Raw genomic sequence first — 14,468 nt, forward strand, 5'->3', positions numbered from 1 at the left:
ACCGGGTGTCGTCCACCCCACCGTCGCCCGACCCCGCCTGCGAGCCCGCCGCATCCGTGAAAGAGGAGATCGATGCCCCACTCGATCAAGAGGATTTTCACGTGGATCTTCTGGATCTTCGTGCTGTGGGCGATCTTCACCTCGCCGAACCGGGCCGCCGACCTCGTGTTGACCATCTGGGAGATCATCCTCAACGGCTTCAACGCCATCGCCGTCTTCTTCGATCGGCTGCTGGGCGGCTGAGTCCCGAAGGGGTGGCATGAAGGACCCGAGTGAGGCCAGCCTCCGCAAATACCTCACCGAGGGTGAACGGATCGTCGTCGCCACCCATCGGCACTGGTTCGCGGTCTCCGAACCCCTCGCCACGGCGACCCTCTCGCTCCTGCTGACCGGCGTCGCGTTCGTCGCCGGAGCCCCCGTCGGCTTGGTGCAGGGTCTGCTCGTCGCCTGGCTGGTGGTGTTCGGGCGGGCCGTGCTCCGCATCTGGGAGTGGAACCTCGAATGGTTCGTCGCGACCGATCAGCGTCTGCTGCTCATCTACGGCTTCATCATCCGCAAGGTCGACATGCTGCCGATGTCGAAGGTCACGGACATGACCTTCCGGCGCTCGATCATGGGCCGCGTCTTCGGCTACGGCACATTCGTCCTCGAGAGCGCCGGGCAGGACCAGGCCCTGTCCGACCTGCACTTCATCCCCGACCCCAACGAGACCTACCTGCAGATCGTCGCGACGATCTTCAAGACCGGCCCCGACGAGGAGGACGGCGAGGACCTCGACGACGAACACGACCTGCACGACGGGCACGACGGGCACGACGGGCACGACGGGCACTCGAAGCATCCGCGCGACGTCCGCGACGAGTGGGAGGAGTGGGAGGACGACCCCACCGGGCGCCCCTCGCTGCGCGCCGACCTGGCCGAACTCGCCCGTCGCCGCAGGCCGGGCGACCGAGAACGGCGCGAGCACCACGAGCCCCGCGACCAGCACGACGACGACCCCGACACCCTCGGGTTCTCGATGGGTGCCGTCGCCGAGGGCAACCCCGTGGCCGACCACGAGCGCCGCAGACGCCGCGGCGGGCGCAAGGACGACTACGCCGAAACCCTGTACAGCTCCCTCGGATCGGTTCAGGCCGACCCGTGGGACGAGGGAGACCACGGCCCGCACCGCAAACGCCGTCGCCGCTGGTGGGGCACCTGAGTCCGCACGCCGGCCGACCGTTCCCTCACGTCACGTCACATCACGTCGCCGAGCGCGCCACGCCGGCCTGAGCGACACCGAGCATCCGCAGCAGCAGCCTGCTGTAGCTGTGGACTCCGACGGCGACGCGCATGACGGCCTCGTCGGGTGAGGTCGCCGCCGTGATCACGCCGACCTCCATCCGCGCGATGCGGTCCGCGGCGTCGGCGTACACCTCGAGGGTCTGCGCCGAGGTCTCGATCCCGAGGTCGTTCATGGTGCGCACCTGCTCGGCGAGCAGGGCGCGGATCTCCACCGCCTCGACCCACCCACGCGCCTCCACCAGGCGCGTCACCTGTTCCGGCTCCTCGTCCACCGCCGGCCGGTGGTCGCCGGGGAGGCCCAGTCCGAGCAACTGCGCACGCCCGAACGCCGAGTAGAGGTCGACCTCCGGGGCGTCGAGCATGGCGACCAGGGAGCGGATCTCCTCGATGGGCGAGCCCACGATCTGCCGCAGCGCCGTGATGAGGTGGAGTCGCGCGACATGCGAGTCGTCATACTCGGCGAGGGTGGCGTTGATTCGCCTGCCCGGGCGCAGCAGGCCCTCACGCAGGTAGTACTTGATGGACGCCGGTGAGGTCCCGGTCGTCTCGGCGAGGTCCTTGAGCCGCACGGATTCTCCCTTCCCGACGAGGCGGTGAGCTCTTGGATAGTGCTCCGGCCTGCGAAGATCTACGTTGCCTGGCTTGGACAGTGCTCCTATCTTATCGGTATGGAGCCGCTCATCGCCGTTCACGCGCTCGCCGCCTCGCTCGTGCTGACCCTCGGCCCGGTGCAGTTCGTCCGCCGCCACCGCGACCTCGCCCACCGCATCATCGGCCGCCTCTGGGTCGTGGCGATGGCGATCACCTGCCTGAGTTCCTTCGCGATCCATCCGGACGGCTTCAACTGGCTGCACGGGCTGGCCGTGTTCACCCTCGTATCGGTGACCGCCGGTGTCATCGCCATCCTTGGCCATCACGTGGGGACGCATCGCCGCAACATGATCGGCAGCTATGTCGGCACCTCGATCGCCTTCGTGTTCGCCGCGACCATGCCCGACCGGGCCATCGCAAGGATGGCGGTGGAGAGCCCTCTGGAACTCGCGGGGCTGATCGCCCTGATCCTCGCTACGACGGCGGCGATCGTCTCGGCCGCTCTCACCGTGAGCCGCGCGCCTCGGACCCGGCGTCAGCCCTCGGTGGGATCCGGCGTGGTGGACGCCCGCTGAGCCTCGGCGGGACGCCCGTTGCCGCTCGGCAGCCCCAGCTCGGCTCGGATGGCCTCGACGTCGACCTCGCCCGGGTCGCCACCCTGCTCGTACACGCGGCGGCGCTCCGCACGCACCCGCTGGTCGAGCTGCTGCAGCAGCCGCTCCTCCTCGGTGACGAGCGGTCGCGGTGCGAGCAGGTGATAGAACCCGAGGGCGTTGCCCCAGTTGTCGGAGAAGTTGACGAACTGCACGACGTCGGGCACCGCCACGACCTCGCCGTACGGCACGCCGGCGTCGTCGAGCCGCTTGACGGCGACCTCGATGTCCTCGACCTCGAACCGCACCCGGGCGTTGTTGCCCCCGGGGCGCTCGTGCCCGGTCGAGACCTGCAACCACGCCCCCTCGCACACCTGCCATTCGAGGAAGTCGTCCATCGGCTTGGTGTCGGGGCCACGACCGAAGACCTGGGTGTAGAACTCCAACACGTCCTCGTGATCGCCCGCATTGATCGCGAAGGTCATTCCGTGCAGTGAACGCGGGTCGGCCATATGCCCAGGGTAGAGCACCTGCGCCGTCATCGAAGAAGCTCTTGGCGACCATGGCGTGCCCACCCCGGCTCCTCGGTGGGAGGTCGGCGCGCGATCGGTGGCCTCAAGGGGTCAACCTGCCGCCGGCGCGGACGATGAGGAGATACCCGGGCGAGCCGTGACTGCCACTGCGACGCGACACCGGGAGCGCACTCGTCGACCCGACAGGAGGAACCGTGATCGGCCGTGCCGACGACGCCCTCGTGTTCTGCCTGATCGCCGCCGCCCTCGTCGTGCTCGCCCACGCGATCGACGCCCTGGGTTCGCGCAAGGGCGACGGAGACGGGTGGGCCAACTCGCTCGCGCTGTCCCTGTGCGGCCTCGCGCTGGGGATCCTCGTCGTGGGAGCCACGATCGCCCCCTCGCGCACCGACCTCCTGCTCACGATGTCCACCGCCGGGGCGGTGATCGTGAGCGCCCTACCCCTGGTGGGCTTTCGCGCCGGCGACGGGGAGAACATGCACCCGGCCAATCCGTGGGACCGCGCGTTCCGCGTGCGTCGCTCGCGGGTCTCCGAACTGCTGTCGCCCACCCCGCGCCCTCAACCCGCCGACCCGCCGCGAGCCCGCCGCGGACCCGCCACCCCGCCCGGTACACCTCGCGAGGGCGTGATCATGCCCGCGGTCGACCCGCGAGCGGCGGCAGCGCAACCCCCACCGCGGCGACTCCGCCACGGACCCGCCCGGCTGCCTCCTCCCCCGAGGTCTACGAGGCGGAGGAGACCCTGCACGACGTCAGCGAGGTCGTGGGCGACCTCGGCCGCCTCCTCGGCCTCGACAGACGCGAGCACCCCCGCCGCTGACCCGGTCATGTGAACACGCGAAGGCCCCGGACCTGGTGATTCTCAGGTGCGGGGCCTTCGTCGTCTGTCTCGACACAGAGCGCGCCCGAAGGGATTCGAACCCCTAACCTTCTGATCCGTAGTCAGATGCTCTATCCGTTGAGCTACGGGCGCATGCCGCCTCAGGCGACGTCGTGAGACTTTACCTGGGGTCCTCACAGAATGCGAATCGGCGGGGCGGCCCGCATCCACGCGGAGGGCGAGGTCGGGGCACCTCACCTGCCGTCCTGTGAGGTCCTTCACACCGGCCGTGAGGTGGTTCACGTGTATCGGTGATTGACCTGCTCAGGCCGTCACCACGCCCCGACGTGGGCCGTTACCGTGAGAGCAGATCCTGACTTCGGTCCATGGAACGGACGCTCGAGGCTCACCTGCTGCACGACTGGGGGCCTCTTCGGCGCAACCGGGCCTAGGCTTGGCCGACACGGACGTGACTCAGCGGCGAGAACGCGAAAGGGACGACGAGACGATGACGACTACCTCGACAGACATCCCCACCACCGGAGGCACCAGCCACAAGCAACTGGCTGCCTGGGTCGAGGAGGTCGCAGCCCTCACCACCCCCGACGAGATCGTGTGGATCGACGGATCGCAGGAGGAGTACGACCGCCTGTGCGGTGAGCTCGTCGACGCGGGCACGTTCGTCAAGCTCGACGACGCCAAGAAGCCCAACTCCTACTGGTGCGCCTCGGACCCCCTGGACGTCGCGCGCGTCGAGGACCGGACCTACATCTGCACCAAGGACGAGGACGGCGCCGGGTTCACCAACAACTGGATGGCCCCGGACCAGATGAAGACCGAGATGGAGGCGCTGTACAGCGGGTGCATGAAGGGCCGCACCATGTACGTCATCCCCTTCGTCATGGGTCACCTCGACGCCGACAGCCCCATGTACGGCGTCGAGCTCTCCGACTCCGCGTACGTCGTCACCAACATGCGCATCATGGCCCGCATCGGCGCCGACGTCCTCAAGCAGATGGAGGACACCGACGCCGACTTCGTGCGGTGCCTGCACTCGGTGGGTGCGCCGCTGGAGCCCGGTCAGCAGGACGTCGCGTGGCCGTGCAACGAGACCAAGTACATCTCCCACTTCCCCGAGGAGCGCACGATCTGGAGCTTCGGCTCCGGCTACGGCGGCAACGCCCTGCTGGGCAAGAAGTGCTACGCGCTGCGTATCGCCTCGGCCGTCGCCCACGACGAGGGCTGGATGGCCGAGCACATGCTCATCCTCAAGCTGACCTCGCCGGAGGGGAAGTCCTACAACATCGCCGCGGCCTTCCCGAGCGCCTGCGGCAAGACCAACCTCGCCATGCTCGAGCCCACCATCGACGGCTGGAAGGCCGAGATGGTCGGTGACGACATCGCGTGGATGCGCTTCGGTCCCGACGGCCGCCTGTACGCCGTCAACCCGGAGTTCGGCCTCTTCGGCGTCGCACCCGGAACCGGCTGGTCCACCAACTCCAACGCCATGCAGACGATCGAGAAGGGCAACTCGATCTTCACCAACGTCGCGCGCACCAAGGACGGCGACGTCTGGTGGGAGGGCGCGACGGACGAGAAGCCGGCCGAGCTCATCGACTGGAAGGGCAACCCCTGGACGCCGGAGTCCTCGGAGAAGGCCGCGCACCCCAACGCCCGCTTCACGACGCCGGCCAAGCAGTGCCCGATGATCGCGCCGGAGTACGACAACCCCAACGGTGTCCCCATCGACGCGATCCTCTTCGGTGGTCGTCGCGCGACGACGATCCCGCTGGTCTACCAGTCGCGTGACTGGAACCACGGCACGTTCGTCGGCGCCACGCTCTCCTCGGAGACCACGGCCGCGGCCGCCGGTGCGGTCGGCGTCGTGCGCCGCGACCCGATGGCGATGCTGCCCTTCATCGGCTACAGCGCCACCGACTACATCCAGCACTGGATCAACATCGGCAAGGACAACGACGAGTCCAAGCTGCCGAAGATCTTCGGGGTCAACTGGTTCCGCAAGAGCGACGACGGCAAGTTCCTGTGGCCGGGCTTCGGCGACAACAGCCGCGTCCTCAAGTGGATCTGCGACCGTCTCGAGGGCAAGGTCGAGGCCGACGAGGCCCCCATCGGCCTGCTGCCCAAGGCCGAGGACATCGACGTCACCGGCCTGGACATGAGTGCCGACGAGGTCGCCGCGTCCCTCGCCTACGACGCCGAGGCGTGGAACAAGGAACTGCCGATGATCGAGGAGTGGCTCGCCAAGTTCGGCGACAAGCTCCCCACCGAGCTCTCCGAGCAGTTGGCCACGCTCAAGAAGAACGTGCAGAACTGAGATCAGGCGCCACCGGCGCCGATGAACGAACGCCCGCTCCGCAGCGCACCTGCGGGGCGGGCGTTCGTCGTCGCGCGCGTGCACAGCCGCGACACAGCCCGGGCACAGGCCTGCGGGCGTCTCGGCGAGGTTCACTGGAGTCATGGCTGCCGATCCCGCGACCTCCCCACCCGCTCTGACCCGCCCCGACGGGTCACCGATGCGGGTGCTCGTCGTCGACGACGAGGCCAACCTCACCGAGCTGTTGTCGATGGCGATGCGGTACGAGGGTTGGGAGGTGCGCACGGCGTTGACCGGACTCACCGCCGTGCGTGAGGCCAAGGACTTCAGGCCCGATGCCGTGGTGCTCGACATGATGCTGCCGGACTTCGACGGCATGGAGGTCCTGCGGCGTCTGCGGAGCGACGAGCCCGACATCCCGGTGCTGTTCCTCACGGCCAAGGACGCGGTGGAGGACCGCGTCGCGGGTCTCACCGCGGGCGGCGACGACTACGTCACCAAACCCTTCAGCCTCGAGGAGGTCGTCGCCCGGGTGCGGGGGCTGATGCGCCGGACCGCCGTCCACGTCGGGTGCACGGGCTCGGTGTTGGTCGTCGGCGACCTCACCCTGGAGGAGGACAGTCACGAGGTCCACCGAGCAGGCCGTGAGATCTCCCTGACGGCGACGGAGTTCGAGCTCCTGCGCTACCTCATGCGCAACCCCCGCCGGGTGCTGTCGAAGGCGCAGATCCTCGACCGGGTGTGGAACTACGACTTCGGCGGGCAGGCCAACGTCGTCGAGCTCTACATCTCCTACCTGCGCAAGAAGATCGACGCCGGGAACGAGCCGATGATCCACACCCTGCGCGGCGCCGGGTACATCCTCAAGGCGGCGTCGTGAGCGTCTCGGGTGTCGTCGTCGGCTCGCCGGAGCATCCCCGGCGATCGGGCGTGCTGTCCGGCTGGACCCTGCGGCGGACCCTGGTCACCCCGATCGTGGCGTTGTTCGCGCTGGTCACGCTGCTCAGCGGGGTCGGGATGAGCTACCTGCTCGAGAACGCCCTGCAACGCGAACTGGATCACCGTGTGGCCTCGACCGCCCGCGGGTTCGGCCCCGACGACCCGGGACGCGGGCCGGAGGGGCAGCGACGCCGCGTGGTCGGCCCGGACATGCTCGCCGTGGTGGTCGACGGATCGGTCGTGCGCACCAACACCGTTGCGACGCGGGGTGGTCAGCGAGAAGCCCTCAACGAGCAGCAGATCCGGGCGCTGCTCCAGGCCGGCCTGAGTGAGCAGCCCTCCACGCTCGACCTCGGAGAACCGCTCGGGCCGTACCGCCTCATCGCCTTCTCGACCCCGGAGGGAGCGCAGGTCGTCACCGGCCTGCCGCTGGATCCGATGCTGGACTCCGTGCGGCGGGTGCGGCTGATCACGGTGGGACTCGGCCTGCTGGGGTTCGTCGTCGTCGGGTTGGGGACGGCGTGGGTCGTCGGTCGCGCCCTGCGGCCGCTCGAGCGGGTGGCCGCCACGGCCACACGCGTCTCCCAGGTGCCGTTGTCGAGCGGGGAGGTGAGCGTGACCGAGCGGGTTCCCCTCCGCGACACCGACCGTCGCACCGAGGTGGGTCAGGTCGGTGCGGCCCTCAACGATCTGCTCGAGCACGTGGACTCCGCGCTACGCGTCCGCCAGGAGGGCGAGGCCCGACTCCGCCGGTTCGTCGCCGACGCGAGTCACGAACTGCGCACTCCCCTGTCCTCCATCCGGGGGTACACCGAGTTGTCGATGCGGGACCCGGAGCTGCCGTCGGACGTGCGGCGCTCGCTGACCCGGGTCGACTCCGAATCCCACCGCATGGCCGACCTCGTGGAGGACCTGCTGCTGCTCGCGCGCCTCGACGCGGGCCGGCCGCTGGCGCGCGAGCCCGTCGACCTCACCCGACTGCTCATCGACACCGTCAGCGATGCCCGGGCGGCGGGTCCGGGACATCAGTGGCGGCTCGACCTGCCCGAGGACGCCGTGGAGGTGACGGGCGACGGCGCGCGCCTCACCCAAGTGCTGGTCAACCTCCTGGCGAACGCCCGCACGCACACCCCTGCCGGGACGACGGTCACCGGCCGCGTGCGCCGGGAGGGCAGCGGCGTGTTGCTCGAGGTCGAGGACGACGGCCCCGGGATCGACCCCGCGCTCGTGCCGACGGTCTTCGAGCGATTCAGCCGCGGTGACTCCGCGCGCACCCGCGCCGGCACCTCCACCGGCCTCGGCCTGTCGATCGTCGAGGCCGTCGTCGGCGCACACGGCGGGTCGGTGCACGTGGACTCACGCCCGGGGCGGACGCGATTCACCCTCCGACTGCCCGCCGCGACGACGGACGACTGACGTGCACGCCGGGTAGGACGGCCCCCGAGACGCGAAAGACCGCTCGGTGCGATACGGACGTGATCCGTACCGCACCGAGCGGTCTCATCTGCGGAGGCGGAGGGATTTGAACCCTCGATGGGGTTTAACCCCCAAACCCGCTTAGCAGGCGGGCGCCATAGACCGGACTAGGCGACGCCTCCACTGCCACACGCGCGGACGCGATGAACGGCGAATGACAGGCTACCCGGAGCACTCCCCCGGCACAAAACCGCCTCGCCGGTCGTTGGGGCAGGGGTGAGGGCCGCCACGACGGTGGGGCGGGGGTGGCAATCGGCGCAGAACCGCAGAGAAACTGCCGATTACCGTTGCAGAATGGGTGGAATCGCGTCGTTGACGCGCAGGAAGGGAACCAGATGAGCTCAGCGCACCCGACAGGGGCGCCCGAACGACGCCGTGGCCTCGGTCGATTCGTCGGCATGACGGCGCTCGGCGCGGTTCTCCCCGGGTCCGGCCTGCTGCTCAGCGGACGCCGGATCATCGGTGGCCTGCTGCTGTTCTCCTTCGTGGCTCTCGTCGTCGGCGCCGCCGCGTTCATCTACGTCAAGGGCCCCACCGCCGCGGCGCTGTACCTCGGCGTGCGCCCCAACCTGCTCACGGCCCTCGTGGTCGCCGGCGTCGTCGGACTCGTCGTCCTCGCGGCCTCGGTGATCCACACGGCCGTCGTCAACTGGCCGAGCCGCCCCCAGACCGGCAAGCGGGTCCTCGCGACGCTGTTCACCACGCTGCTCGTGGTGGGCCTCATCGCCCCGGCCGCGCCCGCGGTGCAGTACGTCATGATCCACCGCGACCTGGTCGGAACCCTGTTCACCGACTCGCACGGGCGGGGTACCGAGGGCGCATCCCCCATCGGCAGCGGCGAGGACGCCTGGCGCGACGTCCCCCGCCTCAACGTCATGCTCATCGGCTCCGACGCCTACCCGGGACGTCCCGGCATCCGCACCGACTCGATGATCGTGGCCAGCATCGACACCCGCTCCGGCGACAGCGTGCTCTTCGGCGTGCCGCGCAATCTCCAGAACGTACCGCTGGGGCCCAGCAACCCCCTCTCGCAGATCTACCCCGAGGGGTACAACTGCGGCCGCAAGTGCCTGATGAACGAGGTGTGGAACGAGGGCGACACGCACAAGGACCTCTTCCCCGGCGACCCGATGCCGGGGATGACGGCGACCCGCCTGGCCCTGTCCGAGGTGCTCGGCCTGGGCATCGACTACGGCGTCGTCATCGACATCCAGGGCTTTTCAGCCCTGGTCGACGCCATGGGCGGTGTCGATGTGAACGTGCGTGAGCGCATCCCGATCGGCGGCAAGGTCGAGAACGGACGCATCGTGCCGGGGTCGATCAACGGCTGGATCGAGGCCGGGCCGCAGCACCTCAACGGCTACCAGGCCATGTGGTTCTCCCGCTCCCGGGCCACCACCGACGACTTCGACCGCATGGCGCGTCAGCGGTGCATGGTCGGCGCGCTCGTCAACCAGGTGAATCCCGGCACCATGCTCGACCGCTACCCCGAGCTGGCCAAGGTCGCCAAGGACCACGTCTACACCGACGTCCCGCCCCAGCACCTGGGCGCCTGGGCCGAGCTGGTCTCGCGCATGCAGCAGGGCAAGATCCGGTCCCTGCCGTTCACCGACAAGATCGTCAAGGTGGGCAACCCGGACTACGACCGCATCCGCGACGTGGTGCAGAACGCGATCTCGCCGCAGCCCACCGAGGGCACCCCCGCTCCGTCGACGCCGACCTCGACGTCGTCGCGGACTCCCGCCGAGGTGCCCTCCACGCCGACGAGCACGTCCTCCCCGTCCTCGACCGGGCCGAAGCAGGGCCTGGTCAACGTCAAGGACGCCTGCTGACCCTGCGCTTGGCCCACCAGGACCGGGCGCCCGCGACGATCATGGCGACGAGCACGGCCAACCCGATCCAGCCTGCGTAGATCGCGTACTCGCGCACGACGGCCACGGCCGACTCCCCGAGCCACATGCCGAGCAGGAGGAACACCGTCTGGGTGGCGGCGGCCGCCAGCAGGTCGACGAGCAGGAACCGCCGGAACGGGACTCCCGCCGTACCGAGCGCCACGTGGACGATCTCGCGCGGGACCGGCAGCGGGACGTAGGTGAGCACGATCGCGAGCAGTTGATACCGGCGCACCACGGCCTCCGCGCGGGCGATACGTCGCCGGGCCCGCGGCGAGTCGCCGCCGACCCGCACGAGGGCCGCCTCTCCCCACAGTCGCCCCGCCCACCAGAACACCCAGTGGAACTTGACGATCGAGAGGATGGCCGCCGCCAGCGGCCAGAGCCACGGCTGTGACTCCGCCGCCGCGAGGGCACCGACGGCGATGAGTGCCGGCCTGCTCCCGGTGACCACGGCGAGGACGTGCGGCGCCTGCCCGAGCAACCACGGCCGCAACGGCAGGACGAGGACGCCGTACACCGTGACGACCGCCAGGCCCACGCCCACGACGACCTCCGGCCATCGGGACGGATGTGGGCGATCAGTCGCGCTGCTCACCCGCGGCCTCGCCCGGCGCCGCTTCCGCCGGCCGGCTCGCGACGGCCTTGCCTGCGCTGCGGGACTTGCGCATCGCGGTGACGATGACGACGACCAGGATCGCCAGGGAGATCCACAGCGAGTAGCGGGCGATGACCTCGACGACCTGCACCACGGGCTCGCCGATGCTGTAGCCCAGGTAGAGCCACGTCGCCTGCACCACGGCCGCGGCCAGGAGATCGACGACGAAGATCTTGCGGAACGAGGCGCCCGAGACACCGAGGACGGCGAAGACGATGCCCTTGGGGATCGGCAGCACGGGGATGTTGCTGATGATGATCGCGAGGACCGAGTACCGGCGGGCCAGCGACTCGGCGCGCGCGGCCTGCTTGGCCCGGCGCTTGGAGTCGCCGATGAGGCTCTGGACGAAGAAGTCCCCCCACAGGTGACCGGCCCACCAAAACAACAGGTCGAGCTTGATGAGGCTGAGGGTGGCGATGACGAACGCCGTGATGACGACCGTCATGCTCGTCGCATCGGTCCCGAACAGGGCCCCGATGGTGACGAGCGCGGAACGGCTGCCCGACAGGCCGGCCAGGACCAGCGGGTTGTATCCGAGGAGGATCGGCCGCGCGAGCATGACGCCGATGCCGTACACACCGCTGATCGCCAGCAGGGTGAGGCAGATGTAATCGGCCCGGTCGGGCGTGTAGTCCTCGGGCCAGATACTCGGCTGCGCGGGTGTCGACCTCGTGGCGCCCGTCTGGGTGGAGGACGTCGAAGGCGTGGACGATGCAGCCGCCGCCGACGTCGGTCCGGCGGGCCCCTGCCCCGGATCGGGCGTGGGCCGGGTCGGGCGGTCCTCGTCGTCGGTCACGCCCCTCAGCGTAGGGCACCGCGGAGGACGCACCCTGAACGACGAAGGGCTCCCGGCCGAAGCCGGGAGCCCTTCGCGAAGGTCTGACGAGGTCAGAGAGGACGGACGTCGTCCGCCTGCGGGCCCTTGGGGCCCTGCGTGACCTCGAACTCGACGCGCTGCGCCTCTTCGAGGGAACGGTAACCGCTGGACTGGATGGCCGAGTAGTGAACGAACACGTCGGGGCCACCTCCGTCCTGCGCGATGAAGCCGAAGCCCTTCTCAGCGTTGAACCACTTGACGGTGCCCTGTGCCATGGGGAATACAACTCTCTACTGGTGTGGCGATGGAGCCCGCACTTCGCGAGATCCTGGCTGCCGCACGACCCCTGTTCGAGCGGAACACGAGGGCACGTCTTCGCCGAAACGAAGCCCGTGCATCGGCGATCCGTAGCTTTACTGCGAGGAACTGCACTTGCAACCGCGATCACGTTAGCACGGTCGAACGGCGTTGAGCAGGGGTCGAACGGCATTGCTTCGGAGGCCGTCCGATGTCACGAATGGCCTGGCCAGGGCACCGATGGCCCTCGAAATGACCACCCTTCGGACTTGGCATGGCCACAGGCTGACACCCGCGTGAACACGCGGTGACTCCGGCCGTCGTGGACCCCGTGACGCCGGGGTTGCGTCTCAGCTCCCGCACCCGCACGAACGACGGTGGGTGATCTCCCCGTTGATCCGCAGAGTCTGGGGGCGGCGTCGGGATCGGACAGCCGTCGGGCGAGCAGTTGCACGGCGCGCGCCCCCATCGCGAACGTCGGCTGGGCGATGGCGGTGAGCCCCGGGCTGCACAGATCGCCCCAGGGCGGGTCGTCGAAGCAGACCAGCGCGACGTCGTCGGGCACGGTGCGTCCCATCTCCTGTAGCGCCCGCAGGGAACCCATCGTCATGGCGTCGTTGCCGATGAACACCCCCGTGGGGGCTCGCGCCGGGTGAGCAGCATCCGCATCGCCTTGCGGCCGCCGTTGTCGGTCGATTCGCCGTTGACGACCAGACCCTCGTCGACGGGGATGCCCTTGGCGGCCATCGCGGCGCGGAATCCGGCCACGCGTTCGTCGGTCGTCGACAGACCCGCCCTGCCCGCCATGCACGCGACGCGGGTGTGCCCGCGCGAGATGAGGTGCTCCACCAGCGTGGCCGTGGCCCGCTCGTTCTCGACACCGACCTGATCGACGGAGGCCCGCTGCAGGCGGTCGACGAGGACACACGGCACCTGGTGGTCACGGATCACCCGAGCGGCTCCCCCGAGCCAGCCCGAGGTGGGCGACACGAGCAGCCCACGGATGTGGTGGGCGACGAGGTTGGCCACGACCTCACGCTCCCGCTCGGGATCGTCGGAGGTGTCGGACACCAACACGGCGAGGTTCTGCCGCCGCGCCTCCCCTCGATACCGGCCAGGAGCTCCTGGTGGAAGGGGTTGCCCGACAGGGGCACGGCGACCCCGACCGTGACCGTCGTGCCGGCCGCCAGCGACCGGGCCACCGGGTGGTGGGTGAAGCCGAGGCGATCCATGACCGCCAGCACCCGTTGCCGCGTCTGCTCCGCGACCGGGCGCGTGCCGTTGATGACGTGCGAGACAGTGCTGACGGAGACTCCCGCCTCCTTGGCCACCATCGTCATCGTCACCGGCATGTCTCCGATTCTTGCGCAAAGAGGGCTCTAGGTCCGGCTTTCGGCCCTGGGCGAAACCGGGAGGACTCCGACATCGGCCCTCCCCGGGTGATGCCGCACGCGAGATCCATGCGCCTCCTTCGGCCCCCCGACCGGTACCGTGGACCCGCCGGTGCATCGCGCCGGCGAGGAGGGCTCGCATAGTGGCCTAGTGCGGCGGTCTTGAAAACCGCTATGTCGGCAACGGCATCGTGGGTTCGAATCCCACGCCCTCCGCCGCGATCACGCCCCAGAGGCCGCTGCACCCGGGTGGCCCCGCCTCGGTAGGCGAGCCGCCAACTCACCCCGTAAAGTCGTCCTGAGTCGACGAAAGGGTTGTATCCATGAAGCTCAAGCTCACCTTCCTGGCCGGCACGGCCGTGGGATACGTGCTCGGCACCCGCGCCGGGCGTGACCGCTACGACGAGATGAAGAAGCAGGCCGACGCCCTCTGGCACGACCCACGCGTGCAGGAGAAGGTCTCCCAGGCCGGCGACACCGTCAAGGAGAAGGCCCCCGAGATGGGCGCCAAGCTCAGCGCCGCCGCCGGATCCGCCGCCTCCGCCGCCAAGGACAAGGTCAGCGGCCAGGGCGACAAGGACTCCGGTCTCATCGGCGAAGAGTCCGGTAGCGACTACACGCCGCGGGAAACCAAGGTCCAGAGCTCGTGACCGACCCGGGCGACACCGACGAGCGGGCGGTGCTCCTCCCCGAGGAGCAGGCCGCCGGGAGCGACGCCCCGGAGCAGCAGGCCGAGGCCATCCTCGCCGAGTCCGAGGAACGCACCGAGAACGAAGCGGTCGGCATCCGTGAGGACAACGTCGCCTCCGAGTCCGACGGCTGAACCCGCCCCGACGGAACAG

At 69.5% G+C, this 14,468-nt stretch carries 17 protein-coding genes, 3 tRNA genes and 1 pseudogene; 11 read left to right on the forward strand and 10 right to left on the reverse strand.

The features are described 5' to 3' along the window. Positions 1 to 72 precede the first annotated feature (72 nt). Positions 73 to 243: a hypothetical protein gene (locus tag QQK49_RS15575; protein WP_284304724.1), complete on the forward strand. Its 171-nt coding sequence runs from the start codon at positions 73 to 75 to the stop codon at positions 241 to 243. A 16-nt stretch (positions 244 to 259) separates the two neighbouring features. Beyond that, the gene (locus QQK49_RS15580; RefSeq protein ID WP_284304725.1) at positions 260 to 1,201 is read left to right on the forward strand and encodes a PH domain-containing protein; all 942 of its coding nucleotides are present in this window, start codon (positions 260 to 262) and stop codon (positions 1,199 to 1,201) included. Positions 1,202 to 1,241: 40 nt separating this feature from the next. On the opposite strand, the gene QQK49_RS15585 is transcribed toward QQK49_RS15580, so the two are convergent. Then, a complete protein-coding gene (locus QQK49_RS15585) occupies positions 1,242 to 1,853 on the reverse strand; it encodes a MerR family transcriptional regulator (protein ID WP_284304726.1) in 612 nt (203 codons plus the stop codon). Between the two features lie 39 nt (positions 1,854 to 1,892). Between QQK49_RS15585 and QQK49_RS15590 the strand changes: the two genes are divergently transcribed. Next, a complete protein-coding gene (locus tag QQK49_RS15590) occupies positions 1,893 to 2,450 on the forward strand; it encodes a DUF2306 domain-containing protein (RefSeq protein ID WP_284304727.1) in 558 nt (185 codons plus the stop codon). On the opposite strand, the gene QQK49_RS15595 is transcribed toward QQK49_RS15590, so the two are convergent. Continuing rightward, on the reverse strand, positions 2,411 to 3,043 hold the full coding sequence (locus QQK49_RS15595; protein WP_284304728.1) for a VOC family protein: 633 nt from the start codon (positions 3,041 to 3,043) through the stop codon (positions 2,411 to 2,413). The two genes, QQK49_RS15590 and QQK49_RS15595, sit on opposite strands and share 40 nt — an antisense overlap. Positions 3,044 to 3,195: 152 nt before the next feature. On the opposite strand from QQK49_RS15595, the gene QQK49_RS15600 reads away from it, so the two are divergent. Further along, complete coding sequence (locus QQK49_RS15600) at positions 3,196 to 3,834, forward strand: hypothetical protein (protein ID WP_284304729.1); 639 nt, start codon at positions 3,196 to 3,198, stop codon at positions 3,832 to 3,834. A 67-nt stretch (positions 3,835 to 3,901) separates the two neighbouring features. On the opposite strand, the gene QQK49_RS15605 is transcribed toward QQK49_RS15600, so the two are convergent. Further along, positions 3,902 to 3,974 (reverse strand) — tRNA-Arg (locus QQK49_RS15605). Positions 3,975 to 4,329: 355 nt separating this feature from the next. Here QQK49_RS15605 and QQK49_RS15610 point away from each other — a divergent pair. The 3 genes from QQK49_RS15610 (at position 4,330) to QQK49_RS15620 (ending at position 8,511) form a co-directional block, all read left to right on the forward strand. Continuing rightward, positions 4,330 to 6,156, forward strand: a complete 1,827-nt coding sequence (locus QQK49_RS15610) for a phosphoenolpyruvate carboxykinase (GTP) (RefSeq protein WP_284304730.1) — start codon at positions 4,330 to 4,332, stop codon at positions 6,154 to 6,156. Positions 6,157 to 6,298: 142 nt separating this feature from the next. Next, on the forward strand, positions 6,299 to 7,036 hold the full coding sequence (locus tag QQK49_RS15615) for a response regulator transcription factor (RefSeq protein ID WP_284304731.1): 738 nt from the start codon (positions 6,299 to 6,301) through the stop codon (positions 7,034 to 7,036). Beyond that, positions 7,033 to 8,511, forward strand: coding sequence for a sensor histidine kinase (locus QQK49_RS15620; RefSeq protein ID WP_284304732.1), 1,479 nt, complete (start codon positions 7,033 to 7,035; stop codon positions 8,509 to 8,511). Before QQK49_RS15615 ends, QQK49_RS15620 begins: the two co-directional genes overlap by 4 nt. 91 nt (positions 8,512 to 8,602) lie before the next feature. On the opposite strand, the gene QQK49_RS15625 is transcribed toward QQK49_RS15620, so the two are convergent. Then, a tRNA-Ser gene (locus QQK49_RS15625) sits at positions 8,603 to 8,693 on the reverse strand. A 213-nt stretch (positions 8,694 to 8,906) separates the two neighbouring features. Here QQK49_RS15625 and QQK49_RS15630 point away from each other — a divergent pair. Beyond that, on the forward strand, positions 8,907 to 10,403 hold the full coding sequence (locus QQK49_RS15630) for an LCP family protein (RefSeq protein WP_284304733.1): 1,497 nt from the start codon (positions 8,907 to 8,909) through the stop codon (positions 10,401 to 10,403). On the opposite strand, the gene QQK49_RS15635 is transcribed toward QQK49_RS15630, so the two are convergent. The 6 genes and pseudogenes from QQK49_RS15635 to QQK49_RS15655 form a co-directional block, all read right to left on the reverse strand. Further along, positions 10,387 to 11,010: a DedA family protein gene (locus QQK49_RS15635; protein ID WP_284304734.1), complete on the reverse strand. Its 624-nt coding sequence runs from the start codon at positions 11,008 to 11,010 to the stop codon at positions 10,387 to 10,389. The two genes, QQK49_RS15630 and QQK49_RS15635, sit on opposite strands and share 17 nt — an antisense overlap. 34 nt (positions 11,011 to 11,044) lie before the next feature. Next, positions 11,045 to 11,917, reverse strand: coding sequence for a DedA family protein (locus tag QQK49_RS15640; protein WP_284304735.1), 873 nt, complete (start codon positions 11,915 to 11,917; stop codon positions 11,045 to 11,047). 92 nt (positions 11,918 to 12,009) lie between these two features. Continuing rightward, complete coding sequence (locus QQK49_RS15645; RefSeq protein WP_284304736.1) at positions 12,010 to 12,213, reverse strand: cold-shock protein; 204 nt, start codon at positions 12,211 to 12,213, stop codon at positions 12,010 to 12,012. Between the two features lie 236 nt (positions 12,214 to 12,449). After that, positions 12,450 to 12,845, reverse strand: coding sequence for a substrate-binding domain-containing protein (locus QQK49_RS23350; protein WP_431310544.1), 396 nt, complete (start codon positions 12,843 to 12,845; stop codon positions 12,450 to 12,452). Next, positions 12,842 to 13,306: a substrate-binding domain-containing protein gene (locus QQK49_RS15650; protein WP_284304737.1), complete on the reverse strand. Its 465-nt coding sequence runs from the start codon at positions 13,304 to 13,306 to the stop codon at positions 12,842 to 12,844. Before QQK49_RS15650 ends, QQK49_RS23350 begins: the two co-directional genes overlap by 4 nt. A gap of 152 nt (positions 13,307 to 13,458) precedes the next feature. Continuing rightward, positions 13,459 to 13,587, reverse strand: a pseudogene (locus QQK49_RS15655) (LacI family DNA-binding transcriptional regulator); the annotation flags it as partial. A 168-nt stretch (positions 13,588 to 13,755) separates the two neighbouring features. Here QQK49_RS15655 and QQK49_RS15660 point away from each other — a divergent pair. The 3 genes from QQK49_RS15660 (at position 13,756) to QQK49_RS15670 (ending at position 14,449) form a co-directional block, all read left to right on the forward strand. Continuing rightward, positions 13,756 to 13,842, forward strand: a tRNA-Ser gene (locus tag QQK49_RS15660). A 107-nt stretch (positions 13,843 to 13,949) separates the two neighbouring features. Then, on the forward strand, positions 13,950 to 14,276 hold the full coding sequence (locus tag QQK49_RS15665; protein WP_284304738.1) for a YtxH domain-containing protein: 327 nt from the start codon (positions 13,950 to 13,952) through the stop codon (positions 14,274 to 14,276). Continuing rightward, on the forward strand, positions 14,273 to 14,449 hold the full coding sequence (locus QQK49_RS15670) for a hypothetical protein (protein ID WP_284304739.1): 177 nt from the start codon (positions 14,273 to 14,275) through the stop codon (positions 14,447 to 14,449). Before QQK49_RS15665 ends, QQK49_RS15670 begins: the two co-directional genes overlap by 4 nt. Positions 14,450 to 14,468: the final 19 nt, after the last annotated feature.

The organism is Mobilicoccus caccae (assembly GCF_030161635.1).
Taxonomy (GTDB): Bacteria; Actinomycetota; Actinomycetes; order Actinomycetales; family Dermatophilaceae; genus Mobilicoccus; species Mobilicoccus caccae.

What these genes read in the sequence shown, in the direction of transcription:
- QQK49_RS15580 (WP_284304725.1), top strand. Translation starts at nt 260, where the DNA reads ATGAAGGACCCGAGTGAGGCCAGCCTCCGCAAATACCTCACCGAGGGT.
- QQK49_RS15610 (WP_284304730.1), top strand. Translation starts at nt 4,330, where the DNA reads ATGACGACTACCTCGACAGACATCCCCACCACCGGAGGCACCAGCCAC.
- QQK49_RS15645 (WP_284304736.1), bottom strand. Translation starts at nt 12,213, where the DNA reads ATGGCACAGGGCACCGTCAAGTGGTTCAACGCTGAGAAGGGCTTCGGC.
- QQK49_RS23350 (WP_431310544.1), bottom strand. Translation starts at nt 12,845, where the DNA reads ATGACGATGGGTTCCCTGCGGGCGCTACAGGAGATGGGACGCACCGTG.
- QQK49_RS15665 (WP_284304738.1), top strand. Translation starts at nt 13,950, where the DNA reads ATGAAGCTCAAGCTCACCTTCCTGGCCGGCACGGCCGTGGGATACGTG.
- QQK49_RS15615 (WP_284304731.1), top strand. Translation starts at nt 6,299, where the DNA reads ATGGCTGCCGATCCCGCGACCTCCCCACCCGCTCTGACCCGCCCCGAC.
- QQK49_RS15575 (WP_284304724.1), top strand. Translation starts at nt 73, where the DNA reads ATGCCCCACTCGATCAAGAGGATTTTCACGTGGATCTTCTGGATCTTC.
- QQK49_RS15630 (WP_284304733.1), top strand. Translation starts at nt 8,907, where the DNA reads ATGAGCTCAGCGCACCCGACAGGGGCGCCCGAACGACGCCGTGGCCTC.